The organism is Sphingomonas sp. CARO-RG-8B-R24-01 (assembly GCF_022662295.1).
Taxonomy (GTDB): Bacteria; Pseudomonadota; Alphaproteobacteria; order Sphingomonadales; family Sphingomonadaceae; genus Sphingomonas.
The window spans coordinates 201,512-215,681 of record NZ_JAKNQI010000004.1 but is presented as its reverse complement, the minus strand read 5'-3'; the positions used below and the strand labels follow the sequence as shown (position 1 = coordinate 215,681).

At 67.3% G+C, this 14,170-nt stretch carries 13 protein-coding genes; 8 read left to right on the top strand and 5 right to left on the bottom strand.

Annotated elements, in window-relative coordinates; genetic code table 11:
- Nucleotides 1-32: 32 nt before the first annotated feature.
- A complete protein-coding gene (locus L8G49_RS10670; protein ID WP_242185563.1) occupies nucleotides 33-605 on the bottom strand; it encodes a Uma2 family endonuclease in 573 nt (190 codons plus the stop codon).
- 53 nt (nucleotides 606-658) lie between these two features.
- Here L8G49_RS10670 and L8G49_RS10665 point away from each other — a divergent pair, with 53 nt between their 5' ends.
- The 5 genes from L8G49_RS10665 to L8G49_RS10645 all read left to right on the top strand — a co-directional run bounded on the left by L8G49_RS10665 (nucleotide 659) and on the right by L8G49_RS10645 (nucleotide 6,762).
- Nucleotides 659-2,227, top strand: a complete 1,569-nt coding sequence (locus tag L8G49_RS10665) for a lysine--tRNA ligase (protein ID WP_242185560.1) — start codon at nucleotides 659-661, stop codon at nucleotides 2,225-2,227.
- A gap of 12 nt (nucleotides 2,228-2,239) precedes the next feature.
- Nucleotides 2,240-3,061 (top strand): shikimate 5-dehydrogenase, encoded by an 822-nt coding sequence (locus L8G49_RS10660; protein WP_242185557.1) that lies wholly within the window; start codon nucleotides 2,240-2,242, stop codon nucleotides 3,059-3,061.
- A gap of 248 nt (nucleotides 3,062-3,309) precedes the next feature.
- On the top strand, nucleotides 3,310-4,539 hold the full coding sequence (gene nhaA, locus L8G49_RS10655) for a Na+/H+ antiporter NhaA (RefSeq protein WP_242185555.1): 1,230 nt from the start codon (nucleotides 3,310-3,312) through the stop codon (nucleotides 4,537-4,539).
- Nucleotides 4,532-5,536: a histone deacetylase family protein gene (locus L8G49_RS10650; RefSeq protein ID WP_242185554.1), complete on the top strand. Its 1,005-nt coding sequence runs from the start codon at nucleotides 4,532-4,534 to the stop codon at nucleotides 5,534-5,536. Before nhaA ends, L8G49_RS10650 begins: the two co-directional genes overlap by 8 nt.
- Nucleotides 5,536-6,762, top strand: coding sequence for an MFS transporter (locus L8G49_RS10645; RefSeq protein WP_242185540.1), 1,227 nt, complete (start codon nucleotides 5,536-5,538; stop codon nucleotides 6,760-6,762). The genes L8G49_RS10650 and L8G49_RS10645 overlap by 1 nt, the downstream gene beginning before the upstream one ends.
- Before the next feature lie 237 nt (nucleotides 6,763-6,999).
- Here the strand turns inward: L8G49_RS10645 and L8G49_RS10640 are convergent, their stop codons facing one another.
- The 3 genes from L8G49_RS10640 to sucC all read right to left on the bottom strand — a co-directional run bounded on the left by L8G49_RS10640 (nucleotide 7,000) and on the right by sucC (nucleotide 10,093).
- Nucleotides 7,000-7,929 carry an electron transfer flavoprotein subunit alpha/FixB family protein gene (locus L8G49_RS10640; protein ID WP_242185539.1) on the bottom strand — a complete coding sequence of 310 codons (930 nt, stop codon included), beginning with the start codon at nucleotides 7,927-7,929 and terminating at the stop codon, nucleotides 7,000-7,002.
- A complete protein-coding gene (locus L8G49_RS10635; RefSeq protein WP_242185536.1) occupies nucleotides 7,926-8,672 on the bottom strand; it encodes an electron transfer flavoprotein subunit beta/FixA family protein in 747 nt (248 codons plus the stop codon). The genes L8G49_RS10640 and L8G49_RS10635 overlap by 4 nt, the downstream gene beginning before the upstream one ends.
- Nucleotides 8,673-8,893: 221 nt before the next feature.
- A complete protein-coding gene (gene sucC / locus L8G49_RS10630) occupies nucleotides 8,894-10,093 on the bottom strand; it encodes an ADP-forming succinate--CoA ligase subunit beta (protein ID WP_242185534.1) in 1,200 nt (399 codons plus the stop codon).
- A 112-nt stretch (nucleotides 10,094-10,205) separates the two neighbouring features.
- Between sucC and L8G49_RS10625 the strand changes: the two genes are divergently transcribed.
- The gene (locus L8G49_RS10625) at nucleotides 10,206-10,721 is read left to right on the top strand and encodes a sterol desaturase family protein (protein WP_242185751.1); all 516 of its coding nucleotides are present in this window, start codon (nucleotides 10,206-10,208) and stop codon (nucleotides 10,719-10,721) included.
- A gap of 25 nt (nucleotides 10,722-10,746) precedes the next feature.
- Here L8G49_RS10625 and L8G49_RS10620 read toward each other — a convergent pair whose 3' ends face one another.
- Nucleotides 10,747-11,682 carry a ribose-phosphate pyrophosphokinase gene (locus L8G49_RS10620; protein WP_242138102.1) on the bottom strand — a complete coding sequence of 312 codons (936 nt, stop codon included), beginning with the start codon at nucleotides 11,680-11,682 and terminating at the stop codon, nucleotides 10,747-10,749.
- A 128-nt stretch (nucleotides 11,683-11,810) separates the two neighbouring features.
- Between L8G49_RS10620 and L8G49_RS10615 the strand changes: the two genes are divergently transcribed.
- Together L8G49_RS10615 and L8G49_RS10610 are read left to right on the top strand one after the other, a co-directional pair.
- Nucleotides 11,811-13,136, top strand: coding sequence for a glutamate--tRNA ligase (locus tag L8G49_RS10615; protein ID WP_242185532.1), 1,326 nt, complete (start codon nucleotides 11,811-11,813; stop codon nucleotides 13,134-13,136).
- A gap of 354 nt (nucleotides 13,137-13,490) precedes the next feature.
- On the top strand, nucleotides 13,491-14,165 hold the full coding sequence (locus L8G49_RS10610) for a TonB family protein (protein ID WP_242185530.1): 675 nt from the start codon (nucleotides 13,491-13,493) through the stop codon (nucleotides 14,163-14,165).
- Nucleotides 14,166-14,170 lie beyond the last annotated feature (5 nt).

The window sequence follows — 14,170 nt, the reverse complement described above, 5'->3', positions numbered from 1 at the left end:
ACGGCGCTCCCCCGGCGCGCGTGGGGAAGCCGTTATAGGAGGCCGCGTCCGTCGATCGCCAACGCCGGCATCGTCGCACTGGTGAGTTCGCCCTCGAGCGGCACCATGCGTCGCGCGGCGAAGCCGTCCACCCCCGGATCCCAGAACTGGTGCACCTCGCCGCTTGCCACCGCGACGACCCAATATTCCGGCACGCCGTGCGCCGAATACAGCGCGCATTTGACGCCGAGATCGCGGGCAACCGTGCTGTCCGCTACCTCGACAACGATCGCGAGGTCGCGCACTTCATAATAGCGATCGTCCGACCCCCCGCGGGCAACGATCACGTCGGGCTGCGGCAAATCGTGCGACGGTAGCGCGAGCGACGATTCGCTGAACGCCTCATACCGCGAGCCGATGTCTTCCAGCGCGCGCTGCAAGCGACGGGTCAAATAATTCTTGATCCGATTATGCCGCCGGAATTCCGCGTTCATGACCTCGATCACCCCGTCAATCAGTTCGACCTTTCCGTACGCGTCAAACACGCCCGCGTGATCGAGGAGTGTGAAATCCTCGATACGGAGCTTCAGGCGATGCGGCTCGGTCAGGGACGGCGGCATGTTCATGGGATGACCATAGCATTTGCGCTTGCCCCCCTAAAGCGGCAAACGCGGGCATCATGACCGACACAGCTTTCCGCACCGCCGCCCAAGACTCCAAGGCCTGGCCGTATGAGGAAGCGCGCAAGCTCCTCAAGCGCCATCCCGACGGCAAGCCGGGGAACGCACCCGTCATCTTCGAAACGGGCTATGGCCCCTCGGGCCTCCCGCATATCGGCACGTTCAACGAAGTGCTGCGCACGACGATGGTGCGCCACGCGTTCCAGACGCTGTCGGATGCGCCGACCCGGCTGATCGAGTTCAGCGACGATATGGACGGGCTGCGCAAGGTGCCCGACAACGTCCCCAACCAGGCGATGCTGACCGAGCATCTCGGCAAGCCGCTCAGCCGGATCCCCGATCCGTTCGAGAAGTTCGAGAGTTTCGCCGCGCACAACAATGCGATGCTGCGCGACTTCCTCGATCGCTTCGGCTTCGAATACGAATTCATCTCCTCCGCCTCGCAATATGAGGCCGGGGTGTTCGACGATGCGCTCAAGGGCGTGCTGCGCAATTATGCCGCGATCATGGGCGTGATGCTGCCGACGCTGCGCAAGGAACGCGCCGCGACCTATTCGCCGATCCTGCCGATCAGCCCCAAGACCGGGGTGGTGCTCCAGGTCCCGGTCGAGGTCGTCAACGTCGAGGAGGGGACGATCCGCTTCACCGACAGCGACGGCGAAGTGCTGGTACAATCGATCCTCGGTGGCCATGCGAAGCTGCAGTGGAAGGTCGACTGGGCGATGCGCTGGGTCGCTTTGGGCGTCGATTACGAGATGTACGGCAAGGACCTGATCGACAGCGGAATCCAGTCGGGCAAGATCGCGCGCGTGCTCGGCGGTCGCCCGCCCGAGGGGCTGATCTACGAGATGTTCCTCGACGAAAAGGGCGAGAAGATCTCCAAGTCCAAGGGCAATGGCCTGACGCTCGAGCAGTGGCTCGATTACGGGACGCAGGAGAGCCTGTCCTTCTTCGCCTACCGCGAACCCAAGAAGGCCAAGCAGCTCCACGTTGGCGTCATCCCGCGCGCGGTGGACGAGTATTTCGACTTCCGGGGCAAATATGCAGCGCTTCCGGTCGAGCAGAAGCTCGGCAATCCGGTGCACCACATCCATGACGGCGCCGTGCCGGGGACGACCCCGCCAGTGACCTTCGGACTGCTGCTCAACCTCGTCGGCGTGCTCGGCGCAGGCGCGACCGCGGAGCAGGTGCGTGGCTATCTGAGCAACTACGTTGAAGGCGAGATCACGCCCGAGCTCGACGCGCTGATCGGCCATGCGCTTGCGTACAACCGCGATTTCGTCGCGCCGACGCTTCAGCGGCGCAAGCCCGTGGGGATCGAGGTCGCCGCACTCGAACGGCTCGATCGCGATCTTGCCGCCGCGCCCGCCGATGCGTCGGCGGTCGATTTGCAGAACATCGTCTATGCGATCGGCAACGAGGGCGGGTTCGATCCGCTGCGCAGCTGGTTCGGTGCGTTGTACGAGACGCTGCTCGGATCGTCGCAGGGCCCGCGGATGGGCAGCTTCATCGCGCTGTACGGGATCGACAATACCCGCACGCTGATCGCCGAAGCGCTGGCGGACTGACGGAGGGCGCTGATGCCGACCAAACCGCTGATCGGGCGCGACACACGGCTTTGCATGTCGCTGGCGGCGCGTCCGGGCAATTTCGGGACGCGCTTCCACAACCGGCTGTACGAGATGCTGGGGCTGGATTTCGTCTACAAGGCGTTCTCGACGCGCGACCTGGAGGGCGCGGTCCGCGGGATCCGCGCGCTCGACATTCGCGGCTGCGCGATCTCGATGCCGTTCAAGGAAGCGGTGATCCCCATCCTCGACGGGCTCGCCCCCTCGGCAGCGGCGATCGACAGCGTCAACACGATCGTCAACGACGACGGCGTGCTGACCGGGCACAATACCGATTACGCCGCGGTCGCACGGCTGATCGCCGACATCGACCCCGCGACGCGTTTCGTGCTGCGCGGGTCGGGCGGGATGGCGAAGGCGGTGGCGGCGGCACTCCGCGACGCGGGGTTTCGCGACGGGACGATCGTCGCGCGCAATACGGCGGCGGGGCAGGGGCTTGCGGCGCTGTACGGGTTCGGCTGGCGTGCCGAGCTGGGCGAGGATGCGGCGGGGCTGCTGCTCAACGTCACCCCGCTCGGGATGACGGGGGGCGATGCCGCTGCGCTCGCTTTCCCGCAGGCGATGATCGCGGCGAGCGACGTGGTGGTGGACGTGGTGCAATATCCGCCCGAGACGCCGCTGCTCCGCGCGGCGCGGGCGGCGGGCAAGCGTGTGATCACGGGGGCGGAGGTGGCGACCTTGCAGGCGCTCGACCAGTTCGTGTTGTACACCGGGGTGACGCCCGACGCGGATCAGGTCGCGGAGGCCGCAGCGTTCGCCCGCGCGAACGGGTAGGCAGAAGAGGAGCGGGGAAGCGGGCGAGGATTACCGCCACCCCATTCCGTCATCCTGAACTTGTTTCAGGATCCAGCCCTCCACATGTCCGGACTATGCCTGTTGCGCGGTGGATGCTGAAACACGTTCAGCATGACGGCAGCTTTTGGGGCCGGGGACGACCGAAGTGGCGACCGGGAAGAGGCGTTTCCCAAACCCGCCGCTCGCTTCCGGTTCCCCCCGCGTCTCCCACGCGTTAGGCCGGATACATGGCACACCTCCCCACCCCGCCGCGCGCCGTGCGGAAGATCCGTTCCGCCTTGCGGACCTTCCTGGCGCATGAGGCGACCAGCGGGCTGGTCCTGATGGCGGCGGCGGCGGTCGCGTTGATCGTCGCCAACTCGCCACTCGCCGACGCGTATTTCCACGTGCTCCACGTTGCGACCGGCCCGGTGCTCGCGCCCGCGATCGGGCCGATGACGGTGCATCTGTGGATCAACGACGGATTGATGGCCGGGTTCTTCCTGTTCGTCGGGCTCGAGATCAAGCGCGAGCTGGTCGACGGACAACTGTCCTCGCCGGCACGACGGCGCCTGCCGGTCGTCGCGGCGGCGGCGGGGATGATCGTTCCCGCGCTCGTCTTCCTCGCGATCGCCGGTGGCAATCCGATGTTCCGCGCCGGCTGGGCGATCCCCGCCGCGACCGACATCGCCTTTGCGATCGGCGTGCTCGCGCTGCTCGGCCGGCGCGTCAGCCCGGCGCTCAAGCTGTTCCTCACGACGGTCGCGATCGTCGACGATTGCGGCGCGGTCGCGATCATCGCGCTGGCCTATACCAGCGGGATCGACCTGGTCGCACTCGGCGGGGCGGTCGGCGTGGTGCTGATCCTGCTGGTGCTCAAGAACCGGCGCGTAATGCAGATCTGGCCGTATCTGGTGGGGTTCGCCGCACTCTGGTGGCTGGTGCTGCTGTCGGGCGTGCATGCGACCGTCGCCGGCGTCGTCACCGCCGCGCTGATCCCGGTGACGCGGTCGCCGGGCATGCCGGATTCGGTCGAATCGCCGCTCCACCGGCTCGAACATGCGCTGTCGCCGTGGGTGTCGTTCGGGATCGTGCCGCTGTTCGCCTTCGCCAACGCCGGGGTATCGTTCGCCGGCATCAGCCCGGCGGTGGCGCTCGACCCGCTCGTGCTCGGCATCGCGGGCGGGCTGTTCCTGGGCAAACAGGCCGGGATCATGGGCGGCGTCGCGCTCGCCGAACGGCTCGGGATCGCGCGACGACCGAAGGGGATGCGCTGGATCCAGCTGTACGGCGTCGCACTGCTCGCGGGGATCGGTTTCACGATGAGCCTGTTTATCGGGGGACTGGCGTTTCCGGGCAGCGAAGCGTTGCAGGACGAGGTCAAGATCGGCGTGCTCGCCGGATCGACGCTGGCGGCGGTGGCGGGCTATCTGGTCCTGCGACTGGTCCCGGCGACACGAAAGGAACGCGATGCGTAGCTTCTTCTCTCCCCGCCAGCTCGCGCATGCGCCGGCGCAGGAGCTCCACAACGGCGGCTTCACCGCTTATGCCGAGACACCGTCGCGCGCGGAGACGATCCTCGCCGCCATCGGCGGCGCGGAAACCCCGATGGATCGCGGCGACGCGGCGATCCGCGCGGTCCATACCGACGATTACCTCGCGTTCCTGCGCGACGGCCCGGGGCGCTGGGCGGCGGCGGGGCGGCCGGGGGATGCGATGGGCTATGTCTGGCCGGTGGTCGGGCGGCGGTCGCTCAGGCTCGACCGGATCGACGGGCAGATCGGGCGCTACAGCTTCGACGCCTCGACCCCGCTGACCGCGCAAAGCTGGGACTCGGCCTATGCCAGCGCGCAAAGCGTGCTCGCCGCGACGCAGGCCGTACTCGAGGGCGAACGCGCGGCGTTCGCGCTGTGCCGCCCGCCCGGCCATCATGCCGGCGCGGATTATTACGGCGGCTATTGCTACCTCAACACCGCCGCGATCGCCGCGCAGGCCGCACGCGACGCGGGGCGGCAGCGCGTCGCGATCCTCGATATCGATTATCACCACGGCAACGGCACGCAGGACATCTTCTGGGATCGCGGCGACGTGTTCTACGCGAGCATCCATGCCGATCCGGTAAGCGATTACCCGTTCTACTGGGGCCATGCCGACGAGACCGGCGCGGGCGACGGCGAGGGCGCGACGCTCAACCTGCCGCTGCCGCAAGGCGCCGGCCTTGCGCCGTTCCGCCGCGCGCAGGATCAGGCGCTGGAAGCGATCGCGCGGTTCGCGCCCGACCTGCTCGTCGTCAGCTTCGGCGCGGATACGTGGGAGAGCGATCCGATCGCGCATTTCAAGCTGACCACCGACGATTATGCCGTGCTCGCGCGGGACATCGCCGCGTGCGGCTGGCCCAGCGTGATCGCGATGGAGGGCGGCTATGCGGTCGACGCCTTGGGCCGGAACGTCGCCAGCCTGTTGTCCGGCTTCTGATGGCGGCGCATGCCAAGGGGAGTGCCGGATACCGCCGCCTGACGCTGGCGATGCTGTTCGCGGGCTTCTCGACCTTTTCGCTGCTCTATTCGGTCCAGCCGCTGCTCCCTGTCTTTGCGGCGCAATTCGGCGTGAAGGCGGAAGGCGCGAGCCTCGCGGTCTCGCTCGCGACCGGGCCGCTGGCGATCGGGATCCTGTTTGCCGGCGCGCTGTCCGACCGGATCGGGCGCAGACCGATGATGGTCGCCGCGATGTTCCTCGCCGGCCTGTTCAGCCTTGCCACCGCGATCGCGCCGAACTGGACGGTGCTGCTCGCGCTGCGCTTCGCCACGGGAGTCGCGCTGGCGGGGGTGCCCGCGGTGGCGATGGCCTATGTCGCGGAGGAGGTCGACCATGCCTCGGTCGGGTCCGCGATGGGCCTGTACATCGCGGGCAGCGCGATCGGCGGGATGGCGGGGCGGCTCGGCGTCAGCCTGATCGCCGAGGTCGCCGACTGGCGCTGGGCGCTGGGGCTCGTCGGGCTGGCGGGGCTGGCAATGGCGGAGGCGTTCCGTCGGCTCGCGCCCGAGTCGCAGGGCTTCGTCCGGCGGATGCAGCGGCGTGGATCGGTCTGGCAGGCGACGCGAACGCTGTTCGCGGATCGCGCGCTGCCGCTGCTCTATGCCGAGGCGTTCCTGCTGATGGGCGTCTTCGTCACGCTCTACAACTATGTCGGGTTCCGCCTGATGGCCCCGCCGTACGGCCTGGGCCATGCGGCCGTCGGGGCGATCTTCCTGCTGTACCTGCTCGGGTCGGCGAGTTCGGCCTGGTTCGGGGCGCTGGCGGGGCGGCGCGGGCGGCGGCTGGTGTTCTGGATGCCGGTGGTCCTGCTGATCGCGGGCATCGCGCTGACCGCGACCACGCCGTTGTGGAGCGTCGTCGTCGGGATCGCGGCGGTGACGATCGGCTTCTTCGGCGCGCATTCGATCGCCAGCGCCTGGGTCGGGCGGCGCGCGCTGGAGCATCGCGGGCAGGGCACCGCGCTGTACCTGTTCTTTTATTATGCCGGATCGAGCGTGCTGGGCTCAGCCGGCGGTATCGCCTGGACGCGCGCGGGGTGGCCCGGGGTCACGCTGTTCTGCCTGATGCTCGGTGCGGCCGCGCTGGTCGTCGCGCTGATGCTGCGGCATGTGCCGCCCTTGCCTGGCCAGACCGTGACGCCGCCCAAGCCGATCGGCAGCGATTGACGCGAAACGGGTGACGAGGTTCAGCGGACCGATGCGCTGCACAAACCGCGAACCCCCACGCGGGGCGCGCAAACGATTCGCTGAACCTGCCGACTCGTACTCGCTGCCCCCCCGAGCAACGGCATGGTTCATGCCGAGTAACGGCGCCGCAAACAACAAGGAATGTTGCGCTACCATAATAAAACGGGCGACCCTTTTGGGCCGCCCGCTTTAGCCGCTCGACGTCGGTCACGCCGCTCAGAGCTTGCCGGTCAGCTCCGGCAGGATCTTGAACAGATCCCCGACCAGGCCGATGTCCGCGACCTGGAAGATCGGCGCGTCCTCGTCCTTGTTGATCGCGATGATCGTCTTGGAATCCTTCATGCCCGCGAGATGCTGGATCGCGCCCGATATGCCGACCGCGACATAGACTTCCGGCGCGACGATCTTGCCGGTCTGGCCGACCTGATAGTCGTTCGGGGCATAGCCCGCGTCGACCGCCGCACGGCTCGCGCCGACGCCGGCACCGAGCTTGTCGGCGAGCGGATCGATCAATTCGTGGAACTTGTCGCCCGACCCGAGCGCACGCCCACCCGAGACGATGATCTTGGCCGAGGTCAGTTCCGGCCGCTCCGACTTGGCGATCTCGCTGCCGACATAGGTCGACACGCCGAGGTCGCCGGTCGTCGCGACCGCCTCGATCGTGCCCGTGCCGCCCTCGGTCGCCGCCTTGGCAAAGGCGGTGCCGCGGACGGTGATGACCTTCTTGGCGTCCTTCGACTGGACCGTCGCGATCGCGTTGCCTGCATAAATCGGGCGCGTGAACGTGTCCTCGCTCTCGACCGACAGGATGTCGCTGATCTGCATGACATCGAGCAGCGCGGCGACGCGCGGCGCGATGTTCTTGCCATTGGTGGTGGCGGGCGCGAGGAACGCGTCGTGATCGCCCATCAGCTGGACGATCAGCGGCGCGACGTTCTCGGCGAGCGCATGCGCATAGGCGGCGTCGTCCGCGACATGGACCTTGCCCACGCCCGCGATCTTCGCGGCTTCGGCGGCGACGGCGTCGACGCCCTGGCCAGCGACGAGCAGATGCACCTCGCCGAGCTGCGCAGCGGCGGTGACCACGGCGAGCGTGGCGTCCTTGACGGTGGCACCGTCATGTTCGACCCAAACGAGCGTCTTCACTTGGAAACTCCCATCGTCTTGAGCTTGGCAACCAGTTCATCCACGTCCGCGACCTTCACGCCGGCGGAGCGCTTGGCGGGTTCGACCACCTTGAGCGTGGTCAGGCGCGGGCTGACGTCGACCCCGAAATCGGCCGGTGTCTTCTGCGCCATCGGCTTGGACTTGGCCTTCATGATGTTGGGCAGCGATGCGTAGCGCGGTTCGTTGAGCCGCAGGTCGACCGTCACGATCGCCGGAAGCTTGAGCGTCCCGGTCTCCGACCCGCCATCGACCTCGCGCGTCACGGTGACGCTGTCGCTGGCGAGCTCGACCTTCGACGCGAACGTCGCCTGACCGACACCGAGCAACCCCGCGAGCATCTGCCCGGTCTGGTTGTTGTCGTCGTCGATCGCCTGCTTGCCGAGGATCACCAGATCGGGCTTTTCCTCGTCGACGATGGCTTTCAGCAGCTTGGCAACGCCGAGCGGCTCGACCCGGTCCTCGGACACGACCAGGATCGCCCGGTCGGCGCCCATCGCGAGCGCGGTGCGCAGCGTTTCCTGGCTCTTCTGCTCGCCGATCGACACGACGACGATCTCGGTGACACCCTTATCTTTGAGCCGGATCGCTTCCTCGACCGCGATCTCATCGAACGGGTTCATGCTCATCTTGACGTTCGCCAGATCGACGCCCGTTCCATCCGCCTTCACGCGGGGTTTCACATTGTAATCAAGCACCCGCTTGACCGGTACCAGCACCTTCATCGGCTATCCCTTCCAAGGTCGATTGCGTTCGCCGCCTGCATTTAAGGCGGTGCATCTGGCGAGCAGATGGCTATTTTCCGCGCTTTTCGCAAGTACGGTACGGAAAACCCTGCCTGACGTAACGGCATTTCATTTGTCCGGTCAAACTATTCCGGGCCTAAACGAGAAAGGGGCCCGGACGTTTCCGTCCAGGCCCCCCGATTTTCGCGAATCACGCCGGATCAGGCGGCCTTCTGGACCTCGGCAACGATCTTCTTGGCGGCATCGCCAAGATCGTTCGCAGGAACGATCGCGAGACCCGAGGACGCGAGGATTTCCTTGCCCTTCTCGACATTGGTGCCTTCGAGGCGGACGACCAGCGGCACCGCGAGGTTCACTTCCTTCGCCGCGGCAACGATGCCCTCGGCGATGATGTCGCAGCGCATGATCCCGCCGAAGATGTTGACGAGAATGCCCTTCACCGCGGGATCGCTCAGGATGATCTTGAACGCCGCGGTGACCTTCTCCTTGTTCGCGCCGCCGCCGACGTCGAGGAAGTTGGCCGGGAACATGCCGTTCAACTTGATGATGTCCATCGTCGCCATGGCGAGGCCAGCACCGTTGACCATGCAGCCGATGTCGCCGTCGAGCTTGATGTAGGCGAGGTCGTACTTCGACGCTTCGAGCTCGGCCGGATCTTCCTCGGTCTCGTCGCGGAGCTCCAGCAGGTCCTTGTGGCGGAACATCGCATTGCCATCGAACGCGACCTTCGCGTCGAGCACCATCAGTTTGTTGTCTTCGGTCACCGCGAGCGGGTTGATCTCGATCTGTTCGGCATCGGTGCCCATGAACGCATCGTACAGCTTGGACGCGACGTTCGCGGCCTGCTTGGCGAGATCGCCCTTGAGTTCGAGGGCTGCCGCGACCGCACGGCCGTGATGCGGCTGGAAGCCGGTTGCGCAATCGATATCGATCGCGTGGATCTTCTCGGGGGTGTCGTGCGCGACGGTCTCGATGTCCATCCCGCCCTCGGTCGAGGCGACCATCGACACGCGGCCAGTGGCGCGGTTGACGAGCAGCGCGAGGTAGAATTCCTTGGCGATGTCGACGCCGTCGGTGACGTACAGGCGGTTGACCTGCTTGCCGTGCTCGCCGGTCTGGATCGTCACCAGCGTGTTGCCGAGCATGTCGGTCGCGGCGGCACGGACCTCGTCAGCGGTCTTGGCGAGGCGGACGCCGCCCTTTGCGTCGGGGCCGAGTTCCTTGAACTTGCCCTTGCCGCGGCCACCCGCGTGGATCTGCGCCTTCACGACATAGAGCGGCCCGGGGAGCTTCTCCGATGCTGCAACCGCTTCCTCGACCGACATGGCGGAGAAGCCCGCCGGAACCGGCACGCCGAATTTCGCCAGGAGTTCCTTGGCCTGATATTCGTGGATGTTCATGGGTTCGTGCCTTTCAGAGGTCGAGTTTGCGAGTGCCTTAAGCACAGCGGGCGCGGTGAATCCACCCCTTGCGACCCTCGCCTTTGCGCCGCGGGTCGCCTATGTGGGAGGGATGTCGTGGATTGCTGCCCTTGCGCTGTTTCTCGCCACCGTCGTCGGGATGGAGGCTTTCGCTTACGCTGCGCACCGCTGGATCATGCATGGATTCGGCTGGTTCCTCCATGCCAGCCACCATGCGCCACGTACCGGCAACTGGGAGCTGAACGACTGGTATGCCGCGATCTTCGCGGTGCCGTCGTTCGTGCTGCTGCTCGGCGGCGTGCAGCTTGGCTGGTGGCCGGGATGCACCTGGATCGGCGCGGGGATCGCGGCGTACGGGGCGATCTATTTCGGGTTTCACGACATCATCGTGCACCGCCGCCTGCCGACCCGCTATCTGCCCAAATCCGCCTATATGAAGCGGATCATCCAGGCGCACCGGTTGCACCATGTGGTCGAGACCAGGGACGGAAGCGTCAGCTTCGGGTTTCTGGTCGCGCAACGGCCGGAAGACCTGAAGGCGGAGCTGAAACGCCGCCACCGCGCCGGGGTGCGCGCGCCGATGACGCAGCGCGACCCGATCCACTGAGGCGCGGGGGGCGTCGTCCCCCGGCTCAGTCGAACAGCGACGACACCGAGCTTTCGTCCGCGATCCGGCGGATCGCTTCCGCGAGCAGCGGCGCGATCGTCAGGTTGCGGATGCGCTTGGCGTCCTTGATCACCTCGTGCGTCCCGATCGAATCGGTGATCACCAGTTCCTCGAGCGCCGACCCCTCGACGCGCGCGACCGCGCCGCCCGACAGCACGCCGTGCGTGACATAGGCCGCAACGCCCTCGGCGCCCGCCTGCTTCAGCGCGGCGGCGGCGTTGCACAGGGTGCCGGCCGAATCGACGATGTCGTCGATCAGGATGCAGAAGCGGCCCTCGACCTCGCCGATGATGTTCATCACCTCGGACTCGCCCGCGCGCTCGCGGCGCTTGTCGACGATCGCGAGCGGAGCGTTGTCGAGTCGCTTGGCCAGCGCGCGCGCGCGGACCACGCCGCCGACGTCGGGCGAGACCACCATCAGGTTGCGGCTGCCATAGCGCGTCAGGATGTCCGCCGACATCACGGGGGCGGCGAACAGATTGTCGGTCGGGATGTCGAAGAACCCCTGGATCTGCCCGGCGTGGAGATCGACCGACAGGACGCGGTCGGCGCCCGCGACGGTGATCAGGTTGGCGACGAGCTTGGCCGAGATCGGGGTGCGCGGGCCGGGTTTGCGGTCCTGCCGGGCATAGCCGAAATAGGGCACAACCGCGGTGATCCGCTTGGCCGACGCGCGCTTGAGCGCATCGATGCAGATCAGCAATTCCATGAGGTTGTCGTTCGCCGGGTAGCCGGTCGACTGGAGCACGAAGACGTCCTCGCCGCGGACGTTCTCGTGGATCTCGACGAACACTTCCTCGTCGGCGAAGCGGCGGACGCTCGCCTGGGTCAGCGGGATCTCGAGATAGGCGGCAATGTCGCGAGCCAGCGGGAGATTGGCGTTCCCGGTGAGAAGTTTCATGTGTGGCCGCCCTTTACTGCGTGACAAAATCGCGACTCCCTTAGAAGCGCGGGGCGGATCGCGAAAGGGGGCGGGGTACAAAGCGTCGCGCGCTTGCCCCGGCGCGTGGGGCTGCGTAGGCCGGAGGGATGACCGTCCGCACTCGTTTCGCCCCGTCGCCCACCGGGCACCTCCACGTCGGCAACATCCGCGCCGCGCTCCACAACTGGCTGTGGGCGCGCGCGCAGGGCGGGGAATTCTGGTTGCGGATCGACGATACCGATGCGGAGCGCAGCGAGGAACGCTTCGTCGACGCGATCCGCGCGGACCTGGCGTGGCTCGGGCTCGTGCCCGATGGCGAGGAACGGCAGTCGGCGCGGTTCGCGCTCTATGAGGCGCGGTTCGAGGCGTTGCGCGTGGCGGGTCGGGTCTATCCCGCCTATGAGACGGCGCAGGAGCTCGACCTCAAGCGCAAGATCGCGGCGGGGCGCGGGCTGCCGCCGATCTACGATCGCGCCGCGCTCGCGCTGAGCGACGCGGATCGCGCGGCGCTCGCGGCCGAGGGCGTTCAGCCGCACTGGCGCTTCAAGCTCGATCACGACACGCCGATCGTATGGGACGACCTGATCCGCGGGGCCCAGAAGTTCGATGCCGCGACGATGAGCGACCCGGTGATCCGCCGCGCCGATGGATCGTGGCTCTACATGCTCCCCTCCGCGATCGACGATGCCGAGATGGGGATCACGCACGTCGTCCGTGGCGAGGACCATGTGTCGAACACCGCGCTCCAGTTGCAGATGTTCACGGCGATGGGGGTGACGGCGCCCGCCTTCGCGCATGAGGCGCTGCTGACGGGGGCGGAAGGCAAATTGTCCAAGCGGCTCGGCTCGCTCGGCGTCGCGCATTTCCGCGAGATCGGGATCGAACCCGAAGCGGTGCGCGCGCTGCTCGCGCGGATCGGGACGAGCTTGCCGGTCGAGCCGCTGGTCGAGACGCAGGCGCTGGTCGAGAGCTTCGACTTCGCCAGATTCGGTCGCGCGCCCGCACGGTTCGACGAGGCGGAACTCGCCGGACTCAACGCCAAGATCGTTCATCAGCTCGATTTCGCGCATGTCGCCGAGCGGCTTCCGGCGGGGATGGGCGAAGCGGAATGGGCGGCGGTGCGGCCCAACCTGACGACTGTCGCCGAAGCCGCCGACTGGTGGCGCGTGATTGAAGGGCCGATCACCGCGGAGCGCGACCCCGCCGACGCCGATTTCCTCGAATCCGCGGCGCGGCTGACCAACGTCATCGCCTGGGACGCCGACCCGTGGCACGCGCTGACCGCCGCGCTCAAGCAGGAGACCGGGCGGAGCGGCAAGGCGCTGTTCCTGCCGCTGCGCCGCGCGCTGACCGGGCTCGATCACGGGCCCGACATGAAGGCGCTGCTGCCGCTGATCGGACAGGATCGGGCGCGCGAGCGGCTGGCGGGGTAGGACCGCCGCCGGAAGGTTAGGGGAAGGTTAGGGATAAACGCAGTCGTTTCGCGCGCGTTCTCCGAAGGGAAGGTCAAGCGAGCGGATCTGTCAAAGAGCGTGCCCGGAGCTTAGCGGAATCGCGGCGTGTAGGACATGCGGGATGGATATCTGTTCCAACCCGGGTCAGGTCGCCGGGCCGGACGCGCCGCACCGCACCGGCGGCAAGCCACCGCTTCGCGCGTTCGGACAGAATCATGCGCCCGCAGGCGGCGCTATGACATGAGACAACGTCTCTTGCGCTGGTAACGTTATGATGTAACATCCTCGATTAGTCCCGGCGCAGACCGGGCGGTCTTAGGTGGAGATGAGCGCATGGTTGCAGATCGCTATTCCCGGCCCGGCGGCCTCAATCCGGGCGGCGTCGCCTTCGCGCTTGGCGCGAGCGGCGTGCTGCTGTTCGGGCTTTCGCTGACAGCCCCGCATTTCGTGCAGCATTTCGTCCCGACGATCGAGGCGACCAACATCCCGCTCCCGACCGATCCACCCCCGCCCGAACATCCCAAACCGCAGCCGAAGAGCGTGCTGCCAAAGACGGTGACGCCGAAACCGATCGATCACGTCGATGTCACGGATCCGCCGATCCCGGTGACGACCGGCGGCATCACCGGGGTGAAGGTCGACCTTCCGCCGCTGGGCGGGACGGCCACGGCCGGGGACAGCGGCGATGCGGGGACGATCCCGCTGCCGCCCGCGCCGGTCCTCACCCCGGCCCGGATCGACGCGCGCTACCGCGACTCGTTCCAGCCCGCCTATCCCGCCGACGAGCGCCTTGCCGAACATGAGGGAAGAGTCGTCGTGCGCGTGCTGGTCGGCACGGACGGGCGCGTGAAGCAGGTCGAGGCGATCAGCGCGGCATCGCCCGCATTCCTGGAGGCGACTCGCCGCCAGGCGCTGTCCAGATGGCGCTTCACCCCGGCGACGCGCGACGGCGTGGCGGTCGAGGCGTGGCAGCAGATGGCGGTCCGCTTCCAGCTCGGGCAGGACTAGCGTGC

Bases quoted from the DNA above. Each gene is read 5' to 3' on its own strand.
- L8G49_RS10620 (WP_242138102.1), bottom strand. From the start codon at position 11,682: ATGAAACTTCTCACCGGGAACGCCAATCTCCCGCTGGCTCGCGACATT.
- L8G49_RS10625 (WP_242185751.1), top strand. From the start codon at position 10,206: ATGTCGTGGATTGCTGCCCTTGCGCTGTTTCTCGCCACCGTCGTCGGG.
- L8G49_RS10635 (WP_242185536.1), bottom strand. From the start codon at position 8,672: ATGAAGGTGCTGGTACCGGTCAAGCGGGTGCTTGATTACAATGTGAAA.
- L8G49_RS10615 (WP_242185532.1), top strand. From the start codon at position 11,811: ATGACCGTCCGCACTCGTTTCGCCCCGTCGCCCACCGGGCACCTCCAC.
- L8G49_RS10670 (WP_242185563.1), bottom strand. From the start codon at position 605: ATGAACATGCCGCCGTCCCTGACCGAGCCGCATCGCCTGAAGCTCCGT.
- L8G49_RS10660 (WP_242185557.1), top strand. From the start codon at position 2,240: ATGCCGACCAAACCGCTGATCGGGCGCGACACACGGCTTTGCATGTCG.
- nhaA (WP_242185555.1), top strand. From the start codon at position 3,310: ATGGCACACCTCCCCACCCCGCCGCGCGCCGTGCGGAAGATCCGTTCC.
- L8G49_RS10650 (WP_242185554.1), top strand. From the start codon at position 4,532: ATGCGTAGCTTCTTCTCTCCCCGCCAGCTCGCGCATGCGCCGGCGCAG.
- sucC (WP_242185534.1), bottom strand. From the start codon at position 10,093: ATGAACATCCACGAATATCAGGCCAAGGAACTCCTGGCGAAATTCGGC.
- L8G49_RS10645 (WP_242185540.1), top strand. From the start codon at position 5,536: ATGGCGGCGCATGCCAAGGGGAGTGCCGGATACCGCCGCCTGACGCTG.
- L8G49_RS10610 (WP_242185530.1), top strand. From the start codon at position 13,491: ATGGTTGCAGATCGCTATTCCCGGCCCGGCGGCCTCAATCCGGGCGGC.
- L8G49_RS10665 (WP_242185560.1), top strand. From the start codon at position 659: ATGACCGACACAGCTTTCCGCACCGCCGCCCAAGACTCCAAGGCCTGG.